Genomic DNA, 18,745 nt, shown 5'->3' on the forward strand with positions numbered 1-18,745 from the left:
TCAGTCGGCCCCGTCCGCGGCGTCCAGGCCGGTAAACTCGAAACGTGCGCCACCGGACGCGCTCTCGGCGGTCTCGACCGTCCAGCCGTGTGCTTCGGCGATGTCGCCGACGATCGCGAGGCCGATCCCGGTGCCGTCGTCGCTGGTCGTGTACCCGAACTCGAAGAGGTCCTCGTCGGACGCCTCCGGCAGACCGGGACCGTCGTCTTCGAGGAAAAAGCCGCCGTCGAGGGCACCGACGCGGACGGTTGGCTCCTCGGCGTGAACGACCGCATTTCGGAGGAGGTTCTCGAGGAGTCGCCGGAGGCGGTCACGGTCGGCGGCGACGGTCGGCGGGTCGGCGACGGTCAGCGTCGCGGTGCCGGTTTCGACGGCGCGCCACGCCTCGCGGGTTACGGTCTCGATATCGACCGGTTCGGTCTCGGTGACGTGGCGCCCCTCTCGGGCGAGCGTCAGGACGTTTTCGACGATGTCCTCGACGCGGTCGTGGGCCTCGGCGACCTTCGCCAGCGATTCCTCTCGGCCATCCTCGCGTGCGAGTTCGAGGTGCCCGCGGGCGACTTCCAGGGGGTTGCGCAGGTCGTGAGAGACGACGCTTGCGAACCGTTCGAGTCGCTCGTTCTGTCGTTCGAGTTGCCGCTCGTGTTCCTTGCGCTCGGTGATGTCGCGGGCGTTGACGACGATCCCCTCGACGACGGGATCGTCCAGCAGATTGCGGCCGATTCCCTCCAGGTGATGCCACTCGCCGTCCCACGCCTGCACGCGGAACTCGAACCGGTGGGTCTCGTCCGGTTCGGCGAGGCCGCACTCGAAAATATCGACGATCCGCTCCCGATCCTCGGGATGGATGAAATCGAGTGCGTCCTCACCGATCACGAACTCCGGCGATGCACCGAGGACGTTCTCGATGGCTGGCGAGGCGAACGTGATCGTCCCGTCCGCGTCGAGAACGAACACCACGTCGGACGCTTTCTCGACGAGGCGCTGGTGTCGCCGCTCGACCTCCCGGCGGTCGGTCACGTCCTGCAGGAGGAGCAACTGTCCGCCGCGCTCGTCCGTGGGATCGAGCGTGGTGAGGCGTGCCTGGACGTACTGCTGGTCGTCGGTGTCGAACGACACCTCGGTCCGGGTGCCGGCCCCACCGTCGGCCACGAGCTGTTCGACCTCGGGGACGAGGTCGGGCAGTTCGCGCCCGACGGCCCTGTCCGGGTCCACGTCGAGGAGATCACTGGCCGCGGGGTTGAGGTCGACGACGCGGTCCGCCCTGTCGAGGACGACGAAGCCGTCGCGCATGTGCTGGACGACCCGCCGGCGGGCGACCGGTTCCAGGTCGAGCAACTCGTAGCGCGTGATTGCGAACGCGAGGAGCGCACCCGACACAGTGAACGCGACCGGCGAGAGTTCGACGGGCGGCCAGGGGCCGAGTTCCAGCACCGTCGTGACGTTCACGAGCATCGGCACGGCAGCGCTCCCGACGAGTGCAGCGGCCTGGCCGCGATAGACCTGTTGTGACCCCAGGATCAGGCGCGCGAGCACGTACATCCCCGCGAGGATGACGAGGTAGTTGACGGCTACGAAGAGGAAAAACAGCGGCTGGCGCGTGATCTGGGTGGCGAGAAACGAGCCGGCGTCGACCCGGTGTGTTCCCGTCCACAGGAGGCCGTGACTACTGTTCGTCAGCCCGAGGAGGGTGCCGACGAGTAACAGGCCAGCGACACCGCCGAACACGCGTGGGGTGAGCCACTCGTCGCGGTCCGTGTAGGCGAAGGTGAACACGAACCAGCCGAGGACGATGGCCGTCGCACCGACGTACTCTAGCTGTTCCGCGAGCACCGCCACCGACAACTCGGTCCGGGAGAGCTTCAGCAGCGACGTGGCCGACCACCACGCCGCGCCCGCAACCATCCCGACGAGGCCGAAGACGACGGATTCCCGTCCATCCCGGTCGACCATGAACAATAGGAACCCTGTCAGTGACAGCGAGAGCGCGAACGAGACCAGCAACAGCGGGGTCACCGGCGTGTACTGCCAACCCATCGACTGTTCTCGTCCCTCCCTCGGACGCCACGTCAATTGAATCTGTGGACCGTTTCGGCGACGGCGACCGAGTGAACTCACCTCCGAAGGGAGACCGAAACGGTATGACGGATGCCCGCGGAATCGATAGGTATGCGGTACGTGACGGTGTTGGTCGAAACCGGTGGAGGGCCGCTCCATCCGACGGAACGGCCCGTCGCAGAGTCGACGGCGCTGACGCGGGTCGCCTTCCACCGCGTCGAGTTGCTTGAGGACGGGACCGGAATCGTCCTGGCCGAGCTCCGTGGCGACAAGGAGCGGTACCGGGACATCCTCGACGGCGACGACCGGATCTACGACTACACCGTGTCGGGCGGGGACACCTGGTACTCCTACGTCCACTTCGAGCCGCCGGCCCCACTACGGACCTTCCTCGAAACCCAGCGCGAGTCCGAGGTCATCCTCGAGATGCCCGTCGACATCCGCGACGACTGGACCTACAAGGTGACCTTCGTCGGCCGCGAGGAACAGTTCCGGGCCGAACTCGACGCCATGCCCGACTTCGTCGACACGCACGTCCTCCGGACCGGCAGTTACCGCCCCGACGTGGGCCAGTTGCTCGGCGAACTGACCGAGCGCCAGCGGGAGATCCTCGAAGTGGCCTTCGAGGCGGGCTACTACGAGGACCCCAGACAGACCACGCACGAGGAAATCGCCGACCGGATCGGCTGTACCTCCGCGACCGTCGGCGAACACCTCCGGAAGGTCGAGGCCCGCGTGTTCGCCGAACTCCTTGGCGAGTCCTGATACTGCCGGACAGAAGTACGTGGACGCCAACTGGCCGCTCGGGGCGAAATTGCGTGGATGACGACCGTTCAGGACATATGGCTTGCGAAAATCCTGTCCGGCAGTATGACTCAGGGAACCGCGCCGTCGAGCACGGACCGGTAGCGCTCGCCGGCGTCGCCGGGGCCACGAAGCGCGGACAGAATCCGGTCGGAGAGCCACGTCTCGTCGACGAACAGTTCGTAGACCGGCAGGCGCTCGGTCAGCGGGACGCCCGCATCCGCGGCGATGTCCGCCAGTTCCCGGAGCGCGGGCCACTCGTAGTCCGGGTTGATGTGGTCGACGGTGACCGGCGAGACGCCGCCCAGGTCGTCGATGCCGCAGTCGACGACTTCGCGAGCGGGCGCGAGGTTCGGCGGCACCTGGATCGACACCTCGGCGGGCATCGCGGCCCGGGCCATCGCGACCGCGTGCCGGAGGGTCTCGACCGAGGGCTCGCCGTCCTGCCACCGCTCGTTTTCCGCCACCGGCTGGACGATAATCTCCTGGACGTGGCCGTAGCGTTCGTGCAACTCGCGGATGGCGAGCAGGCTCTCGGCGCGGTGGCGCGGTTCCTCGCCGATGCCGACGAGGATACCCGTCGTGAACGGCACGCCGAGTTCGCCGGCCGTGCGGATAGTGTTGAGGCGCTGGCCCGGGTTCTTCGCCCGCGGACCGCCGTGGGCCTGCACGTCGGCGGTCGTTTCGAGCATGACGCCCATCGAGGCGTTCACGTCCGCGACCGTCGCCATCTGCTCGCGGGTCTGGTCGCCGGGGTTGGCGTGGGGGAGCAGGCCCTCGTCCAGCGCGATCTCGCAGGCCTCCCGGAGGTAGCTATGTATCGAGTCGTGGCCCCACTCGGCCAGCTGGTCGTGGACCTCGGTGTAGCGGTCGTCGGGGTCGTCGCCGAACGTGAACAGCGCCTCCGTACAGCCCGCGTCGGCCCCGCGGCGGACCGTCTCGCGGATCTCGCGGGGCGACATGAGGTCGGCCTCGCCGGGCGGGTCGTAGTAGGTGCAGTAGGTGCAGGTGTATCGGCAGGCCGTCGTCAGCGGGACGAAGACGTTCCGACAGTAGGAGAGTTCCGCGGCGGCCTCGACGTCGGCGGGCCGGGTCGAGAGCAGGCGCTCGATCTCGGCCTCCCCGATGGAGAGGTCGACGCCGTACGCCTCGGTCCCGGGAATCATTGGCGGTGCTGGTCGCTCCACGGGCAAACGCCTTGCGACAGCGGCCACTCCTTCGGGGAAGCCCTCCGGAGCAGGGGCGCGCGGTCGTCCCCGGGAGAACTATGGGCCCCGGGTCCGACTACCGTTCGTTACCGATGTACAAACTCATCGTACACATCGACCGGAAAGAGGGGATGGACGAGGCGGACTTTCACGAGCACTGGGACGAGGAACACGTCCCCATCGTCGAGTCGATCCCGAACCTCGTGAAGTACACCACGTCGGTGCCGGTCGAACCGGACGCCGTGGACTTCGACGGCATCGCGGAACTGTACTTCGAGGAGCGGGAGCACGTCGGCGAGGCCATCGAATCCGACGAGGGACAGGAGGCGCTCGCGGACCTGATCAACTTCACCGAGGCCGACCCGGACCAGGACATCGTCGAGGAGACGGTCAGGAAAGACGAGACCTAGCGGGTCACGCCGACACGGCCCTCGTCGACGGCCAGCGAGAAGCCCGCATCCGCGAGCCAGTCGCGGGCCGCGCCGTCGGCGTGGAGTAGCACCTCGACGAGGTCGGCGGGCTCGTCGACGTCCGTCGACAGGCGAAAGGAGTCGAGTTCGGTCAGCGTCGCGCCCGCGTCGGCCGCCGCCTGGCGGTGGTCCCTGATGGACGCGCCGTGGTAGTCCACGCGGAACTCGGGATGGCGGGTCAGGAAGGCGTTCGTGCCGCCGCCCCGTCCCGGAACGAGTACCACGTCGCCCGAGGCCGCGAACAGTCGCTCCAGCGCCGCGGGCGTTGCCAGCGCGAGGTCGGCCATGACGACCGCGAGCGCCGTTCCGTCGTCGACCCGTTCGCTCAGGACGGCGTTGACGGCGTCGGTCAGCGGCCGCTCGTCGACCGTCACCGGGGCGTCCACGTCGACTGGCCCGGTCGCCAGCACGTCGGGACGATGACCGGCGGCGCGGACGGCACCGAGCACGTCACGGAGCATCGCGCGGGCGAACGCCGCGCGCTCCGCCGCGGTGAGCGCCTCAGCGAGCCGCGTTTTCGGTGTTTCGGTCGCGAACGGGACGACGACGCGCATACCGGTCCGTGCTCGCGGTCGCTACTAAACCCACGGATTGTGCCTCGAAAATGGAAGGGAGACGAGCAGGCGGTCAGCGGAGTTTGTCGTAGTCGTCCTGCTGGTTCCGGTAGTACCAGACGCCGCCGACGACGAGGGCGAGCACCAGGACGCCGAGCCCGGCGAACAGCAGCATCTGCGTGGTCTGCTGGGACTGTTCTTTCTGGTTCGCGGTGTCGCGCGCGTCGTTGGCGATGGACTCGGCGTTGCCGAAGTTCCCGCTGTCGTACGCGGAGATCGCCTGGTCGAGTTCGCTCTCGGCTTCGGAGTCACCGCCCGCCTCGTCGATGGCCTGCTGTGCCTCGTCGATGGCGTCGCGCGCGGCCTGGCTCTGCTCGGTGAAGTGGTGGACCTCGTAGGTCTTCAGCGTCTGGACGTTGTCACCGGTCTGGGACCGGATGGCGACGACCGTGAAGTTCTCGGGGTTCGAGTAGTTGTACTCGTCGATGCCGGGCGTGTCGCCGACGATCTGGATGCGGATTTCGTCGCCGGTCGGGTCACTGGAGACCTGCTGCTGGAACTCCTGACCACCGCCCTGCCACTGCTCGACGCGACTGCCCTGGTCGTACTTCTCGACGGTCCAGCTGACGTTGTTCAGTTCCGTCTCCAGGCGGAGCGTGTACTGGGAGTTCTCGGTGAACGCGTCGTCGATGGTGAACCGGGACTGGACCTCGTTGCCGACCTCGGACTCCTCGGGGACGTCCGAAGCCGTAATCGTGAGTGCGGCGGCTGTTCCGACGGCCCCCAGAAGGAGGACACCGACCAGCGCGAGCGCGACCGTCCGTTCAGAAGAGCGGATCCAACTCATCATCCTCGTCCTCGACCAACTCCTCTAAATTCGCTTTGCTTTCCTGCCGGATTTCGTCGATGTTCTCCTGGGCCTCGATAGCCACCTGCTGGAGCTCCTTGATCCGGGGCACGTCGTGGACGCCGGACAGCAGGATGACGCCGGCGACGTAGCCCGAATCGGGGACGGGGTAGTCCCCACCGCGCACTTCCATGCTGCCGGTCTGCTCTTCGAGCCATTTGCGCCCCCGTTCGATTCCCTTCCGATTGAGGTGCTGGGGCGGACCGCTCATCACCAGCAGGGCCCGCTCCGCGCCGTCGATCTCACAGGGCAGCGTCAGCCGCCCGAGCGCGGCCTTCCGGACGAGGCTCGTGATCCGGTTGGTGGTGTTCGCGGTGTCCATGCCGTCGTCCTCGTCGCCCTTGAACCGGGAGAGGAGGCCGCCATCGCCCTCCTGTTCGACCTCCTCCGCGGCGTAGCCGACCGTCGAGACGCCACCGCCCGCGAGCGTGTTGATGATCTCCGAGGAGTCGACGACGCTCTCGGCGACCGCGCCGCCCTGTTCGACCTCGCCCGCGCCGAACAGGATGCTGAAGCGCTTGACGATTTCGTCGTTGATGGCCGCGTAGCCCCCCTCGACGGACTCGCCGGACTTCCGCCAGGCGTCGTTGTCGAACACGAGGAGGTTGTCGACCTCGCGGACGAACGTCTGGAAGGACCGGGCTGCGTTCAGCGTGTAGATACCTCCCTCGTCGCCCGCGGGGAGGATACCCATGCCGTAGACCGGCTCGGTGTAGATGCGCTTGAGGTGCTTCGCGAGGACCGGCGACCCGCCCGACCCGGTCCCACCGCCCAGACCGGCGATGATGAGGAAGGCGTCGACCTCGTGGACGGGGATGTTGTCGATGGCCCCCTGAATTTCGTCGATGTCCTCCTCGGCGATTTCCGCGCCGAGTTCGTTGTCGGCCCCAACGCCGTGGCCCTTCACCCGTGCCTGCCCGATCAGCACGCGGTTCTCCTCCGGTACTCGTTCCAGTCCCAGTAAGTCGGCCTTCGCGGTGTTGACTGCCACCGCCGACCGCACGATCCTAGAGCCCGTCCGCTCGTCGTACTCCAGGAACTTGTCGACGATTTTGCCGCCCGCCTGGCCGAAGCCGATCATCGCGAGTTTCATAGCTATTCCGTATGCCAGGAAACAGTCGCATGGCATCTATAAGTTTTATGCCCAAATATCAGCAATAAGAACGTCGTGATAAACGAGAATCGGAAGACAGCGGCCGAATCAATGCCGTATTACGCCCCCTCGAAAGGAGGGATTACTAATGTATGCACGCGAGGCGTGGCGGTCTGCCGGGTCAGGCACCCGCAGCGAGGTACGACGACAGGGAGGTGAGTTCGGCCGAGTCGACCTCGAACGCGTCGATATCGTTGTGCGTCGTCGTGTTGTCGATCCGGAGCGACCGGTACTGGTCGCCCCCCATCGGGAAGCCGGGGACGACCCCGAGCGTCTTGAGACCGATGCCGGCCAGCCCCATCGGGAGGGCGACGATCCTGATGGACTTCCCCTCCGCGTCGTAGACCAGGTCCGTGATCTCCCGGAGCGTGAGTACCTCGGGCCCGCCGATCTCGTAGGTCTCGCCGACGTAGTCGTCGTCCTCGGTCGCGTCGGCCAGGATGGGGACCAGGTCACCGACCCAGATGGGCTGGAAGCGCGTCTCCGTCCCACCGCCCGGGAGCGGGTACAGCGGCAGGCCCGGCGCGAACATCTTCTTGAGCCGCTTCGTGAACGAGACGAACTCGCCGCCCTCGCCGAAGACCACCGAGGGGCGGAAGATTACGGCATCCAGCGTCGATTCGCTGACAATTTCCTCGGCCTGCCCCTTCGACTGGAGGTAGCTTGTGGGACCGTCCGCGTCCGCGCCCAGCGCGCTCATGTGGACGATGCGCTCGACGCCGTGTTCCTCCGCCGCCTGCACCGTGTTGCGCGCCCCGTCCGTGTGGACCTCGAAGTGCCGGTCGTCGCCCCCCTTGGGCTTGAACAGCGGGGAGAGCGCGACGAGATAGATGACCGCGTCCTGCCCTTCGAAGGCCCCCTCGATGGAGTCGTAGGCAGTCACGTCACCCATCACGGTGTCGACACTCGACGGGAGGTCCTCCGGGTCGGGGCTCCGCGAGAGCACAGTCACGTCGTGTCCCCGGTCGATCAGTTCCCTGCTCAGATGTGTCCCGATGAAGCCACTCCCGCCGACGACGAGTACGTTCATACCGTCTCTCGATACGCCGGGAATCCGTTTAAAAATACCGCGTGACTGGTTGGGTACCGCAGTGGGACCGTCCGGGAGTCACTGTGGGTGCCGACGGCGACCCGGCGCGTTTACCTTCCCCGCCCGTGCATGGCCGGTATGCTCGTGACGCTCGAGGGACTGGACGGCAGCGGGAAAACGACGGTCCGGGGACACCTCGAAGCGGCCCTCGACGTGCCGGCGACGTTCACGCGCGAGCCGACCGATTCGTGGTACGGCGACGCCGTCTACCGCTCCATCGAGGACGACGACGCCGACCCGCTCGCCGAACTGTTCCTCTACACGGCCGACCACGCCGACCACCTCTCGCGGGTGGTCCGGCCCGCGCTCGCGGACGGCGACCTCGTCGTCTCCGACCGCTACGCCGACTCCCGGTACGCCTACCAGGGGGCGACGCTCGACGGCGTCGTCGACGACCCCCTGGACTACGTCCGGCGGATTCACGAGCCGTTCACGCGCGTCCCCGACCTGACCCTCTACCTCGACGTCCCGCCCGAGGTCGGGGCCGAGCGTGCGGGCGCGACGAACAAGTTCGAGAAAGCCGAGTACCTCGCGAGCGTCCGCGAGAACTACGAGCGCCTGCTGGCGGACGACGCCGAGCGTTTCGTCCGCATCGACGCCACCCAGCCCCCGGAGACAGTCGCGAGCGAGGCCGAGGCGGCCGTCAGGAAACTGTTGGACGGCGACTGATCAGAGTTCCCGCCGACTTCGCTGGGTCGACTGCCGCTGTGGCACGTCCACTTCGTCGGGCGAGGGCATCCAGAAGTAGTCGAAGGCGACGCCGAGCGTCGTCGGCAGGACGATGGTGACCCCGATAAGCGTCATCTCGCCGCCGAGGTCCGGCCCGAGGCCGAGAACGCCCCCGAAAATCAGCGTCAGCACGAGCAGTACGAGGGGCGTCAACAGGACCGTATAGATGACGCTCCCCCACCGCGTCTTCAGTCGGACGCGGAAGAAGCGCGTCATGAGCGCCGCGACCGCGCTGTTGACCCCGAGGATGACGAGCAGTCCGACGATGTCGGCCACGCTGACCATACGCACCGTTGGGGCCGGGGACCCTTTGGGCTGTCGGCTGGCTTCGGGGTCGGCCTGGAGCGCCCTGCTGGCCGCTCACTCGAGCGTGATGTATGTCCGCGTGTCAGCCACGCCGTCGAGGTCGCGGATACTCGTCGCGACCGAGTGCAACACGTCGTAGACCTCCTCGGCAGTCACTTCGACGATGATGTCGTATTTGCCGGCGACGATGTGTGCCTCCTCGATACCGTCCAGCCCTCGCGTTCGCTCCAGCAGGTCCTCGGATTTCCCCGCCGCCGTCTTCACCATGATGTAGGCCCGCACCATTCGTGCAGTGTGGTACACCATCTCATGACAAAAGCCTTTACCCGGTCCCGTCGTCCGCGCCACCCCAGTTTCGCAGGGGGTCGGAGCGATTGCACCCATCCGGGACACATAGCTTTAAGCCGTACCGTGGGTGAATGTGACACATGAGATTTGTTATCGTGGGCGCCGGGCGCGTCGGCCTCCGGACCGCACGCGTACTGGCCGACGAGGGCCACGACGTGTCGATCATCGAGCGCGACGTGAAGAAAGCCGAGCGGGCCCGGAAAGAGGGATTCCAGGTGCTCGAGGGTGACGGCTCGACCGAGGCGGTTCTCGAGGATGCCGACCTCGGCGAGGTGGACGCCCTCGGCGCGCTGACCGGCGACCTCAACAGCAACTTCGTGGCCTGCATGATCGCCAAACACCACGGCTGTCGGACCGTCCTCCGCATCGACGAGGAGTACCGCGAGGAGATATACAAGAAGTACGCCTCCGACGTGGACGAGGTCGTCTACCCCGAACGCCTCGGGGCCATCGCCGCCAAGAACGCGCTGCTCGGGGGCAACATCCGCGCCGTCGCCGACATCGAGCGCAACCTCCAGATGGTCGAACTCACCGTCACCGACGAGTCGCCGATGCGCGGCTACACCCTCTCGGAACTCGAACTGCCCGCCAAGTCCCGCCTGCTCGCCTTCCGGAAGAGCGGCGAGAAGTACGGCGTCCCTACCGGCGACGTGTCGCTCGAACTCGGCGACCAGCTCGTCGTCCTCGCAGACTTCGGCGTCCTCGACGACGTCCGCCGCATCGTCGTCGGCGAAACCGCCAGCCGCGCGGCCGCGACGGGAGGTGTCTGAGATGGTCGTCGCCTACGTCATGGTCAAGGCTCACACCGGCGACGCTGACCGCCTCCGGAGCGAAATCGGGGCCCTCGAGGGCGTGGTGGAGGCGTCCATCGTCGCCGGCGACGTGGACCTCATCGCCAAGGTCGACGTCGACTCCCCTGCCGCCGTCAAAGACGTCGCCGCCACCGGTATCCAGGGGATCGACGGCGTCGAGGACACCCAGACCTACATCGCGATGGACTAGAAACTGAATTTTTACTTCGGGGGGATTCGCCCTCGGCGAACCCCCCCTCGCAAAAATTTAGTACAAAAACTCCCTCGACGCGAGGCTCTGCGAGCCTCGCGTCGAGTGAACCGCCTCGCTTCGCTCTCACGGCTTCGCCGTTCGAGCAGCGCTCGGCGGATGCGCCTTACTCCGCCGTCCCGGTCGCGGATTCGACCGGCGCACTGAGCGCGTAGCAGTCGCTCGCCGCGGTCGGAACGAACACCGTCTCGTCGACGGCCGTCGGTCCCACTGGGGTTCCGACTCGCGTGTAGTCCCCGAACAGGAGTTCGCGCGTCTCGAACCGCCAGCGTTCCCGCCCGTCCGCCAGCGAGTGAGCGGCGACCCGTGTTCCCCGACGTTCCCCGACGAGGACGGTCTCGCCGGCCACGGTCGGCGGACCGAGTCCGCCGCCGACCGAGGTCTCCCAGCGGACGGTGCCGTCGGCAGCGGCGAGCGCGAGGAGTTGGCCCTCCGACCCTGCGGCGACGACCGTTCCGTCCGCGACCGCCACCGGTGCCGCGACACCGCTCGCCTCCGCGAACCGCCACCGTTCACGCCCGTCGGCCACATCGAGCGCGAGCACGCCGCTGTCGTGGGAGGTCACGTACACCGTCCCGTCGGTCGCGACCGGCGGGCCCCGCCAGTGGTCGGATTCGTCGTGGCTCCAGCGTGGTTCGCCGGTGGCTGCGTCGAGGCCGTGGACGGTCCCGCCATCGTCGACGACGACGACCGTGTCGTCGGCCACTGCTGGCGTCGTGCGGACCTCGGCGTCCGGCTCGAATCGCCAGCGTTCGGTCCCGTCGGTCGCGTCGACTGCGTACAGTATCGGGGCGTCGAAGTTCCCGGCGACGAAGACGAAGTCGTTCCAGGCTTTCGGCGCCGAGAGACCGCCTGACTCGCCGTCGGGGTCGAACGTCCAGCGGTCGTCCTCGCTGGCCGCGTCCAACGCTTCCAGTTCGTGTGTGCCGACGTAGCGCGTCCCGTCGACGAGCGTCGGCGTCGTCTGATAGCCGTGCCACTCGCCGGCCATGCGGGTCCCGGCCCGCCCGTCGAGGACCGCCGCACCGGGGTAGACGCGGCCGTCCGCGACCGCGACACCGGACTCGGTCTCCGCGCAGGCGGTGTACCGCCAGCGGACCGCGACCTCGTCGGGGACCGTCGCGTCGGGATTGTAGCCGGTGTTTCCGGCATCGTAGCGGTAGGTCGGCCACGACGCGCTCCCAGACAGCGAGGCGTCCGCGGTGTAGCTGGTTCGACCGGTTTCACACTCGTACCCGCCACCGAAACTGAAACAGCCGGCGAGCGCGACGCCGCCGGTGACCGCTCCGCTCCGGAGGAGTCGTCGACGCGTGCAGGGGACCATGGCCGTCCGTTCGTGGATTCCCGGTAAGTGTTTTCTCCCACCCGTCGCGACGGCTCACATCGGCATGCTGTTCCCGCCACCGCTGCCGCCCTGCGAGCGGGCGTCGCCGATGAGGTCCCCGACGACACCCTCGTACTCGTAGCCGGGGACGATCCCCTCGACGTACGTGCCTTCGAGGTACTCCGCGAACGTCTTCGCGAGGACCGGCGCCTGGTCGGCGTTCCCGTGGGTGAAGGTGAACACGGCGACGGCCTCACCGTCGTCGCGCCGGAGCGTCAGGTCGTCGAGTTCCACGTCGAGGCGGGTCGCCTTGGGCGCGTCTTCGAGCCGGCGGCCGTAGGTGTCGAACCAACCGTCCTCGACCGCGTCGCCGACCGCCTCACCCGCGACGGCCGCCGAGAGCATCGGTGCACGGACCGTCAGCGTGTACTCGATGGCCCAGTCGTCGGTCCCCTCGGCGGTCACGCGGCCGCCGAACTTCGTCGTCGTCACGTTGAACGCGCCGTCGTCACGCTCGAATGCGTCGTGGCGCTCGAAGGTCCGTTCCGCACGCTCCGGAATCTCGTCGGTCATTGCCGTCCAGTAGGACGGTGAGCGGCAAAAGCGCGTTGTGTCACCGGCGGAGAAATGAGGGGACGGGGGTTCGAACCCCGGAACTCCTTCGAGACGGGTTCTTAAGACCCGCGCCGTTGACCACTTGGCTACCCCCTCACAACTGCTCGTCTATCACGTACTCCGCCGCGAAGTTTACTGTTTTTCGGTTGTGTTCCCCGTACGTCGACCTGTCCCTGAAACTGAAGTTCATCTGTGTCTTCGGTGCCGCCGAGTACGGCACGTACAGTGTCACTGCGCGGTCCGGACAGTGTATCAGGTAAGCGTCGATTTCGTCCCCGTCGTAGTACGTCCGACGTGGCGTTCCGTCGCTTCCGTAGACGGTCGTCTGGAACTCCGCGACGACCGTCGCCTCGGTTTCACCGTGTTCGTACGCCGTCTTCACTTGAACCCGTTCCAGTTCGTCTTCCGTATCCAGAACCAGATCGTACCGTTCGCTTCCGTATGGCGGGACGGACACGCTGAAGCCGCGTTCGAGCAACGCCGCGACGACCACAGCTTCGGTCGTCCGGCCCCGGTGCTGGTGTTGGCGTCCAGTATTCATGCTCATCGTCCGATGCTTCGTTTCCGTACAAAAACCTCGCCAGCGGGGTGACTGCCCGCCGCAAGTCGGTTTCGGTTACCAGTCTACCGAGACCGTCCCGTCGCCGTTGGGGTCGGGCGCGATCTCCTCGTCCGTCCGCCGGTCGATGACGTGGATGACGCCCCGGTCTTTCTTGGCCGGGCACACCTCGGCGGCCCGGACGTTGTGGTCCAGGTCGTCCTCGCCGAAGAAGTAGACGTTCGGCTGTGCGATCCCGGTCTGGATGCTCAGCTCCCAGTTGTCGGAGACTTCCGCACACTTCCCGGCCCCGAAGCACTTGTTCGCCTCGAAAATGAGTTTGTAGGGCGCTTCCTCGACGGGCGGGGCGTCCGCCTCGCCCACCTCGCTCGGGTCGATGGGCTCGTCCTCGTCGGCCATACGCCCACTCGTGGCCGACGGTTCTTTGCGCTGTCGTTCCCGGCCGAGGGCCGACGCCGGCGGCTATCGCTCGACGGTGACGGACTCGATGACCACGTCGGTCTCGGGGTTGTCGCGGCCGTCGGTCGGGATGTTTCCGATCGTCTCGACGACGTCCATGCCGTCAACGACCTCGCCGAAGACGGCGTGTTTGTCGTCGAGGTGTGGCTGCGCATCGAGTGTGATGAAGAACTGCGAACCGTTGGTGTCGGGGCCGCTGTTAGCCATGGAGAGCTTCCCGGGTCCGTCGTGGCGCAGGTCGGGGTGGAACTCGTCTTCGAACTCGTAGCCGGGGCCACCGCGGCCGGTGCCGGTCGGGTCCCCGCCCTGGATCATGAACCCCTCGATGACGCGGTGGAACTCGACGCCCTCGTACAGCGAGTCGCCGCGAATCTCGTCGCTCTCGGGGTCCTCCCACGTCACCGTCTCCACGCCCGGGTCGGCGTCGGCCGCCGGGTCGTGTTCGGCGAGGTTCAGGAAGTTCTCGACGGTGTTCGGTGCTCGGTCCGCGAACAGTTCGGCGACGATGTCACCCTCGGAGGTGTGCAGCGTCACTTTCGGGTTGCTCATGCCACGAAATCGGCGCGGTCGGGGAAAAAGTCTGGTATTGCGCGGGGCGGACCGCGAACCACTCGCGGTCCCCACACGCCAACCACCTGCCGGTCCCTCGCCGGACACTCACCGGTGCGTTACTGGTGGGGCTCGGCGCTCACGCCGCCGTCGAAGGAAAGGTCGAGGAGGCCGAAGGGAGTCCCCCCGCGGCACTTCGTGACGCCCAGACAGGTCTCGATCTGACCGTCGACGGCGTCGACGCGGACGTCCCACACCTGGTCGGCGCGGGCGAGCGTCATGTCCCGCCGGAGAACGGAAGGCGTGTTCTCGTGGCAGTGGAGCAGGCCGACGCTGTCGGTCGTCCGGAGCGCGCGCTTGCAGGTGTCGAGAAACGCCCGGTAGCGCTCGCGGTCGCCCTGTTCGAGTTCCGTCGTGGGGTCGACGACGACGACGGAGTGCTGGTCGAGCCCCTCCAGGAACTCCGTGGGGTTCGAGAGCACGGCGTCGCCGTTCACGGCGCGAACGTCGATGGCGGCGTCGGTCGTGTCGACGCTGGCCCGGATGGCGTCCTCGACCTCCGCCGCGGGGCGGAGCGCCGAGAGGTAGCGCGTCGGGTTCGCGGCGGCCATCGCGTACAGGAGCGGCTCGCTCTGGGCGCGCGGCGCCGCGGTGAGCGCGACGAGGTGACGCGGCGGCACCCCACCGCCGAGCGCCCGATCCAGGAGCGACACCCCAGTCGAGAGACCGCCGGCTCGCTCGTCAGTCATGGCCCGACCGATGCGATGGACGCCGATAAGACTGGCGGCGAGGGGGGCAGTCAGAACGACTGGAGCGCGTCGAGCGTGGCCGCGGCGTCGCCGCTGGCGACCGTCTCACGGGCCAGTTCGAGTCCCTCGTCGAGCGTGTCCACGTCCTCCCGGGCGTACATCCGCAGGGCGGCGTTGAGGGCGACGGCGTCGGCGAACTGGTCGTCGCGCTCGCCGGCCAGGACCGCCTCGGTGATCGACGCCGAGTCGGTTGCGATATCGTCGACTGCCAGGTCCTCGCTCTCGAAGTCCATGCCGTAGTTGGCAGTCTCGATCTCGAAGTCGTCGACCTCGTCCATCCCGGCGCTCCACTCGGCCACGACCGTCGACCCGGGGCGAATGTCGTCGTAGCCCTCCAGCCCCTGGAACATCAGGACCCGCGAGACGGACTGCTGCTCTGCCTCGCGGAGGGTGTTCACCATCTTGAGGGCGAAGGGCAGGTGGTAGAAGGAACCGAGGTGGACGTCGGCGTTCGCGGGGTTCGCCAGCGTCTCGACGGTGTTGACGAAGGTGCGGACCCCCATCATGTCCCGGCGCTCCCAGAGGTCCTCGATGCCGGGGTTGAAGTTGGGCTGGTAGTAGAAGCCGAAGCCGACCTCGTCGACCATGTCGGCGCTCTCCGTGGGCTCCAGTTCGGTCCGAACGCCGAGTTCGTCCAGCACGTGCTTGTAGGCGTCCTGTTTCTGGGTGGGGACGCGGTCACCGGAGTGGACGACGACGGGCGTGCCGGCCGCGGCGGCGACGACGCCGGCGGCGACGCCGAGGATAGCCGACTCCCCTTTGCCGTCGTAGTTGGCCCCGCAATCGACGGGGTCGGCGTCGGGTGCTGCCGTCTCGACGCTCTCCTCGCGCATCACGTCGACGTAGGCCGCCAGTTCCTCGGGGTTGTTGCGCTTCCAGCGGTTGGCGAGCCAGAACGCCCCGAGCGTCGTGTGGTCCGGTTGGCCGGCGAGGATGCGCTGGAAGGCCTCGCGGGCCTGATCGCGGTCCATGTCGTCTGCGGACTTGTGGCCGGAGCCGACCACCTCGGTCATCAGCCGCTTGAGCGGCCAGTCGCCGAACTCCTGGGTCGCTTGTGCCATACGGGGTCGTGGGGGCGCGACCGCGAAATAGCCTGCGTTTGCCGCCCGGTTTCCCACCGCGTGGGAACGACGGGCGGTCAGTTTCCGTCCCGCTTTTCGACCATTCCCAGCCCGATCCAGGAGATGACCGCCTCGTCGCCGTCGCGGTAGCCCGTGAGGCGGCTGTCGACCTCGCCGATACCCGGCCGGTCGCCGTCGCGTTTCTCGACGACCTCGTACTCCGCGGAGATGGAGTCGCCCGGTCGGACCGGCCTGATCCACCGGAGTTCGTCGACGCCGCGTGCGCCCTGTGAGGCCCACTCGGCGTCGTCCATCGCCTCGACGAGCAGGCGCATGCACATGGCGGCGGTGTGCCAACCGCTGGCCGCGAGGCCGCCGAAAGAGGTCTCCTTCGCGGCCTCGGGGTCGGTGTGGAACGGCTGGGGGTCGTACTGTTCTGCGAACTCGATGATCTCCTCCTCGGTGACGTCGTAACTGCCGTGTTCGTGGGTTTCACCGATTTCGATGTCCTCGAAATATCTGACCATCGCCTCGATGCGCGCCCGCCAGCGGTATGTGCGTTGCGGACGTGCCCGGCGGGAAGCGACAGTATTACACCGACAGCCCCCTACATTCGGACAATGAGTCTCCGGTCGACGGACTGGCGCGAGGCCATCGACGACGTGGACGCGCGACTCATCGACGGCTACCAGAGCGGCTTTCCGGTCGCCGAACGGCCCTTCCGCGTCGTCGCCGACGACCTCGGCATCGACGAGACCGACGCGCTCGACCGCGTCGAACGGCTCCGCGAGGCGGGCGTCTTCCGCCGGTTCGGGGCCGTCCTGAACCCCCCCGTTATCGGCTCCTCGACGCTCGCGGCGGTCGAAGCGCCCGCCGACCGCTTCGACGAGGTCGCCGAGACGATCAACGACATCCAGCAGGTGAACCACAACTACCGGCGCGACCACGAGTGGAACATGTGGTTCGTCGTCACCGCCAGTTCCCGCGAGAAACGCGACGCGATCATCGAGGACATCGAGGCCGAGACGGGGCTGGAGGTGCTCGTCCTCCCGATGCTGACGGACTTTTACATCGATCTCGAATTTCCGGTGGTCAACACCGATAGGTTCGCCCGGGAGAGCGTCGCCGGTACCGAAGCCTCCGCGACCCGGATCAGCGAGGACGCGGCGGCGGACCTCTCGGCACTCGATCGCCGGCTCCTGCTCGAAATCCAGGACGGCTTTCCGCTCTCGGCGACACCGTACCGGGACATCGCCGCCGCCGTCGACGCGGACGTGGACGACGTGCTCGCGGCCATCGAGGACCTGCGTGCCGACGGCTGTATCAAGCGGATCGGCTGTGTGGTCAACCACGTCGTCACCGGCTTCGACGCCAACTGCATGGTGGTCTGGGACGTGCCCGACGACGAACTCGACGAGCGTGGGGAGGCCGTCGGGGAGTTGCCCTACGTGACGCTCTGTTACCACCGGCCGCGACGGCCGGAGCGGGACTGGCCGTACAACCTCTTCACGATGATCCACGGCCGCGAGGCCGACGCGGTCGACGAGAAGGTGGACGAACTCGCCGCCGAGTACCTGCCGGTCGAGCACGAACGGCTCTACTCGACGGAGACGCTGAAACAGACGGGCGCGCGGTACGACGACCTCGTCGGCGAGTGACGACGCGATTGCGAGCGAACGGTGTGAGCGAGCAGCCTTTTTCGCCACCGGAAGACTCACTGCGTCGCCGGCCTGCGGCCGGCTGCAGGAGGGACCTCCGGTCCCTCCCCGTTCGTCTTCCGAGCACCCGTTCATTCCCTGCGGTCACTCACGGGAACCACGTTTTTGCGCGAGCGGTGGCCGCAGGCCACCCGAGCGGAAAAACGTGGGAAACGGACCGGCGCGCGGTACGACGACCTCGTCGGCGAGTGACGACGCGACTGCGCGCGAACGGCGTACGGAGGGTGCGATAGCGCCGCCAATCCCGGGGTGGAACTGTTCTCCGCGGTCGAAACGCCCGGAAGTCTTTTGCGTCTGTTCGCACCATTGACGACCTGGATGAGCCCAGGAGACCTCCCGACCGTCCTGGTGGTGGACGACGAAGCCGACGTCGCGGACGCCTACGCCGCACAGCTCGCGGACGAGTACGACGTCGACACCGCCTACAGCGGCGAGGAGGCCCTGGAGAAGCTCTCGGCGAGGATCGACATCGTCCTGCTGGACCGGCGGATGCCCGGCATCTCCGGCGACGACGTGCTCGACCGGATTCGAGAGGAGGGGTACGACTGCCGGGTCGCGATGGTGACCGCCGTCGACCCCGATTTCGACATCATCGAGATGCCGTTCGACGACTACGTCATCAAGCCGGTCTCGCGGGAGGACCTGTTCGACTCCATCGAACGCCTGCTCACCTGCGCGGAGTACGAACAGAAACTCCAGGCGTACTACCGGGTGTCGACGAAGTACGCGACCCTGCTGGCGAACAAGAACAACGCCGAACTGGTGGCCCGCGAGGAGTTCGAGGAGCTGAAGGACCGCCGGGAGCGGCTCCGAGAGGAACTCGACGAGACCGTCGATCGGTTCGACAACGAGGACTTCGCCGCCGTCTTCCGCGAACTCCACGAACCCACCCCGCTCGCCGACGAACCCTCCGACGAGTGAGACGACGGGCGTCGACGGCGTGCGGGACGGTATCAAAATTC

General features: G+C 67.3%; 23 protein-coding genes and 1 tRNA gene. 7 read left to right on the top strand and 17 right to left on the bottom strand.

Annotated elements, in window-relative coordinates:
- On the bottom strand, positions 1–2,037 hold the full coding sequence (locus tag MUG96_RS13980; protein ID WP_246983694.1) for a histidine kinase N-terminal 7TM domain-containing protein: 2,037 nt from the start codon (positions 2,035–2,037) through the stop codon (positions 1–3).
- A 132-nt stretch (positions 2,038–2,169) separates the two neighbouring features.
- Between MUG96_RS13980 and MUG96_RS13985 the strand changes: the two genes are divergently transcribed.
- A complete protein-coding gene (locus tag MUG96_RS13985) occupies positions 2,170–2,823 on the top strand; it encodes a helix-turn-helix domain-containing protein (RefSeq protein WP_246983696.1) in 654 nt (217 codons plus the stop codon).
- Between the two features lie 110 nt (positions 2,824–2,933).
- Here MUG96_RS13985 and cofG read toward each other — a convergent pair whose 3' ends face one another.
- Positions 2,934–4,028: a 7,8-didemethyl-8-hydroxy-5-deazariboflavin synthase subunit CofG gene (gene cofG, locus MUG96_RS13990; protein ID WP_246983698.1), complete on the bottom strand. Its 1,095-nt coding sequence runs from the start codon at positions 4,026–4,028 to the stop codon at positions 2,934–2,936.
- A 134-nt stretch (positions 4,029–4,162) separates the two neighbouring features.
- Between cofG and MUG96_RS13995 the strand changes: the two genes are divergently transcribed.
- Complete coding sequence (locus MUG96_RS13995; protein ID WP_246983700.1) at positions 4,163–4,480, top strand: EthD family reductase; 318 nt, start codon at positions 4,163–4,165, stop codon at positions 4,478–4,480.
- Here MUG96_RS13995 and cofC read toward each other — a convergent pair.
- The 4 genes from cofC to MUG96_RS14015 all read right to left on the bottom strand — a co-directional run bounded on the left by cofC (position 4,477) and on the right by MUG96_RS14015 (position 8,184).
- Positions 4,477–5,094, bottom strand: coding sequence for a 2-phospho-L-lactate guanylyltransferase (gene cofC / locus MUG96_RS14000; protein ID WP_246983702.1), 618 nt, complete (start codon positions 5,092–5,094; stop codon positions 4,477–4,479). The genes MUG96_RS13995 and cofC overlap by 4 nt on opposite strands.
- 73 nt (positions 5,095–5,167) lie before the next feature.
- Positions 5,168–5,941: a hypothetical protein gene (locus tag MUG96_RS14005; protein WP_246983704.1), complete on the bottom strand. Its 774-nt coding sequence runs from the start codon at positions 5,939–5,941 to the stop codon at positions 5,168–5,170.
- Positions 5,919–7,094, bottom strand: coding sequence for a tubulin/FtsZ family protein (locus MUG96_RS14010; RefSeq protein WP_246983706.1), 1,176 nt, complete (start codon positions 7,092–7,094; stop codon positions 5,919–5,921). The genes MUG96_RS14005 and MUG96_RS14010 overlap by 23 nt, the downstream gene beginning before the upstream one ends.
- A gap of 181 nt (positions 7,095–7,275) precedes the next feature.
- Complete coding sequence (locus MUG96_RS14015) at positions 7,276–8,184, bottom strand: complex I NDUFA9 subunit family protein (protein WP_246983708.1); 909 nt, start codon at positions 8,182–8,184, stop codon at positions 7,276–7,278.
- Between the two features lie 138 nt (positions 8,185–8,322).
- Here MUG96_RS14015 and tmk point away from each other — a divergent pair, with 138 nt between their 5' ends.
- Entirely contained in the window at positions 8,323–8,913 is a 591-nt protein-coding gene (gene tmk, locus MUG96_RS14020) for a dTMP kinase (protein ID WP_246983709.1), read from the top strand.
- Here tmk and MUG96_RS14025 read toward each other — a convergent pair whose 3' ends face one another.
- Together MUG96_RS14025 and MUG96_RS14030 are read right to left on the bottom strand one after the other, a co-directional pair.
- A complete protein-coding gene (locus MUG96_RS14025) occupies positions 8,914–9,258 on the bottom strand; it encodes a DUF7991 family protein (protein ID WP_246983710.1) in 345 nt (114 codons plus the stop codon).
- A 75-nt stretch (positions 9,259–9,333) separates the two neighbouring features.
- Positions 9,334–9,564 carry an Lrp/AsnC ligand binding domain-containing protein gene (locus tag MUG96_RS14030; RefSeq protein WP_246983711.1) on the bottom strand — a complete coding sequence of 77 codons (231 nt, stop codon included), beginning with the start codon at positions 9,562–9,564 and terminating at the stop codon, positions 9,334–9,336.
- Positions 9,565–9,707: 143 nt separating this feature from the next.
- Here MUG96_RS14030 and MUG96_RS14035 point away from each other — a divergent pair, with 143 nt between their 5' ends.
- Both MUG96_RS14035 and MUG96_RS14040 read left to right on the top strand, forming a co-directional pair.
- On the top strand, positions 9,708–10,397 hold the full coding sequence (locus MUG96_RS14035; protein ID WP_246983712.1) for a potassium channel family protein: 690 nt from the start codon (positions 9,708–9,710) through the stop codon (positions 10,395–10,397).
- A gap of 1 nt (position 10,398) precedes the next feature.
- On the top strand, positions 10,399–10,629 hold the full coding sequence (locus MUG96_RS14040; protein WP_246983713.1) for an Lrp/AsnC family transcriptional regulator: 231 nt from the start codon (positions 10,399–10,401) through the stop codon (positions 10,627–10,629).
- A gap of 166 nt (positions 10,630–10,795) precedes the next feature.
- On the opposite strand, the gene MUG96_RS14045 is transcribed toward MUG96_RS14040, so the two are convergent.
- The 9 genes from MUG96_RS14045 to MUG96_RS14085 all read right to left on the bottom strand — a co-directional run bounded on the left by MUG96_RS14045 (position 10,796) and on the right by MUG96_RS14085 (position 16,592).
- Positions 10,796–12,013, bottom strand: a complete 1,218-nt coding sequence (locus tag MUG96_RS14045; protein ID WP_246983714.1) for a PQQ-binding-like beta-propeller repeat protein — start codon at positions 12,011–12,013, stop codon at positions 10,796–10,798.
- Between the two features lie 54 nt (positions 12,014–12,067).
- On the bottom strand, positions 12,068–12,586 hold the full coding sequence (locus tag MUG96_RS14050) for a DUF5813 family protein (protein WP_246983715.1): 519 nt from the start codon (positions 12,584–12,586) through the stop codon (positions 12,068–12,070).
- Between the two features lie 55 nt (positions 12,587–12,641).
- Positions 12,642–12,724 (bottom strand) — tRNA-Leu (locus tag MUG96_RS14055).
- Entirely contained in the window at positions 12,723–13,169 is a 447-nt protein-coding gene (locus MUG96_RS14060) for a group I intron-associated PD-(D/E)XK endonuclease (RefSeq protein ID WP_246983717.1), read from the bottom strand. The genes MUG96_RS14055 and MUG96_RS14060 overlap by 2 nt, the downstream gene beginning before the upstream one ends.
- A gap of 75 nt (positions 13,170–13,244) precedes the next feature.
- Positions 13,245–13,586: a ferredoxin gene (locus tag MUG96_RS14065; protein ID WP_246983719.1), complete on the bottom strand. Its 342-nt coding sequence runs from the start codon at positions 13,584–13,586 to the stop codon at positions 13,245–13,247.
- A 63-nt stretch (positions 13,587–13,649) separates the two neighbouring features.
- Positions 13,650–14,195 (bottom strand): peptidylprolyl isomerase, encoded by a 546-nt coding sequence (locus MUG96_RS14070; protein WP_246983721.1) that lies wholly within the window; start codon positions 14,193–14,195, stop codon positions 13,650–13,652.
- Between the two features lie 119 nt (positions 14,196–14,314).
- Positions 14,315–14,944, bottom strand: a complete 630-nt coding sequence (locus MUG96_RS14075) for an RAD55 family ATPase (RefSeq protein WP_246983723.1) — start codon at positions 14,942–14,944, stop codon at positions 14,315–14,317.
- A 50-nt stretch (positions 14,945–14,994) separates the two neighbouring features.
- Positions 14,995–16,065 carry an anthranilate phosphoribosyltransferase gene (locus tag MUG96_RS14080; RefSeq protein WP_246983725.1) on the bottom strand — a complete coding sequence of 357 codons (1,071 nt, stop codon included), beginning with the start codon at positions 16,063–16,065 and terminating at the stop codon, positions 14,995–14,997.
- 77 nt (positions 16,066–16,142) lie between these two features.
- Entirely contained in the window at positions 16,143–16,592 is a 450-nt protein-coding gene (locus MUG96_RS14085; protein ID WP_246983728.1) for a MaoC family dehydratase, read from the bottom strand.
- 93 nt (positions 16,593–16,685) lie between these two features.
- On the opposite strand from MUG96_RS14085, the gene ahbB reads away from it, so the two are divergent.
- Both ahbB and MUG96_RS14095 read left to right on the top strand, forming a co-directional pair.
- Positions 16,686–17,723 carry a siroheme decarboxylase subunit beta gene (gene ahbB, locus MUG96_RS14090; protein WP_246983730.1) on the top strand — a complete coding sequence of 346 codons (1,038 nt, stop codon included), beginning with the start codon at positions 16,686–16,688 and terminating at the stop codon, positions 17,721–17,723.
- Between the two features lie 378 nt (positions 17,724–18,101).
- Complete coding sequence (locus MUG96_RS14095) at positions 18,102–18,704, top strand: response regulator (protein ID WP_246983732.1); 603 nt, start codon at positions 18,102–18,104, stop codon at positions 18,702–18,704.
- Positions 18,705–18,745 lie beyond the last annotated feature (41 nt).

Origin of the sequence: Halorientalis marina (genome assembly GCF_023028345.1) — an archaeon.
Taxonomy (GTDB): Archaea; Halobacteriota; Halobacteria; order Halobacteriales; family Haloarculaceae; genus Halorientalis; species Halorientalis marina.

Bases quoted from the DNA above. Each gene is read 5' to 3' on its own strand.
- MUG96_RS13985 (WP_246983696.1), top strand. From the start codon at position 2,170: ATGCGGTACGTGACGGTGTTGGTCGAAACCGGTGGAGGGCCGCTCCAT.
- MUG96_RS14035 (WP_246983712.1), top strand. From the start codon at position 9,708: ATGAGATTTGTTATCGTGGGCGCCGGGCGCGTCGGCCTCCGGACCGCA.
- MUG96_RS14010 (WP_246983706.1), bottom strand. From the start codon at position 7,094: ATGAAACTCGCGATGATCGGCTTCGGCCAGGCGGGCGGCAAAATCGTC.
- MUG96_RS14045 (WP_246983714.1), bottom strand. From the start codon at position 12,013: ATGGTCCCCTGCACGCGTCGACGACTCCTCCGGAGCGGAGCGGTCACC.
- MUG96_RS14030 (WP_246983711.1), bottom strand. From the start codon at position 9,564: ATGGTGCGGGCCTACATCATGGTGAAGACGGCGGCGGGGAAATCCGAG.
- MUG96_RS14015 (WP_246983708.1), bottom strand. From the start codon at position 8,184: ATGAACGTACTCGTCGTCGGCGGGAGTGGCTTCATCGGGACACATCTG.
- MUG96_RS13995 (WP_246983700.1), top strand. From the start codon at position 4,163: ATGTACAAACTCATCGTACACATCGACCGGAAAGAGGGGATGGACGAG.
- MUG96_RS14075 (WP_246983723.1), bottom strand. From the start codon at position 14,944: ATGACTGACGAGCGAGCCGGCGGTCTCTCGACTGGGGTGTCGCTCCTG.
- tmk (WP_246983709.1), top strand. From the start codon at position 8,323: ATGCTCGTGACGCTCGAGGGACTGGACGGCAGCGGGAAAACGACGGTC.
- MUG96_RS14095 (WP_246983732.1), top strand. From the start codon at position 18,102: ATGAGCCCAGGAGACCTCCCGACCGTCCTGGTGGTGGACGACGAAGCC.
- MUG96_RS14025 (WP_246983710.1), bottom strand. From the start codon at position 9,258: ATGGTCAGCGTGGCCGACATCGTCGGACTGCTCGTCATCCTCGGGGTC.
- MUG96_RS14040 (WP_246983713.1), top strand. From the start codon at position 10,399: ATGGTCGTCGCCTACGTCATGGTCAAGGCTCACACCGGCGACGCTGAC.
- MUG96_RS14065 (WP_246983719.1), bottom strand. From the start codon at position 13,586: ATGGCCGACGAGGACGAGCCCATCGACCCGAGCGAGGTGGGCGAGGCG.
- MUG96_RS14005 (WP_246983704.1), bottom strand. From the start codon at position 5,941: ATGAGTTGGATCCGCTCTTCTGAACGGACGGTCGCGCTCGCGCTGGTC.
- MUG96_RS14050 (WP_246983715.1), bottom strand. From the start codon at position 12,586: ATGACCGACGAGATTCCGGAGCGTGCGGAACGGACCTTCGAGCGCCAC.
- cofC (WP_246983702.1), bottom strand. From the start codon at position 5,094: ATGCGCGTCGTCGTCCCGTTCGCGACCGAAACACCGAAAACGCGGCTC.
- cofG (WP_246983698.1), bottom strand. From the start codon at position 4,028: ATGATTCCCGGGACCGAGGCGTACGGCGTCGACCTCTCCATCGGGGAG.
- MUG96_RS13980 (WP_246983694.1), bottom strand. From the start codon at position 2,037: ATGGGTTGGCAGTACACGCCGGTGACCCCGCTGTTGCTGGTCTCGTTC.
- ahbB (WP_246983730.1), top strand. From the start codon at position 16,686: ATGAGTCTCCGGTCGACGGACTGGCGCGAGGCCATCGACGACGTGGAC.
- MUG96_RS14080 (WP_246983725.1), bottom strand. From the start codon at position 16,065: ATGGCACAAGCGACCCAGGAGTTCGGCGACTGGCCGCTCAAGCGGCTG.
- MUG96_RS14060 (WP_246983717.1), bottom strand. From the start codon at position 13,169: ATGAATACTGGACGCCAACACCAGCACCGGGGCCGGACGACCGAAGCT.
- MUG96_RS14085 (WP_246983728.1), bottom strand. From the start codon at position 16,592: ATGGTCAGATATTTCGAGGACATCGAAATCGGTGAAACCCACGAACAC.
- MUG96_RS14070 (WP_246983721.1), bottom strand. From the start codon at position 14,195: ATGAGCAACCCGAAAGTGACGCTGCACACCTCCGAGGGTGACATCGTC.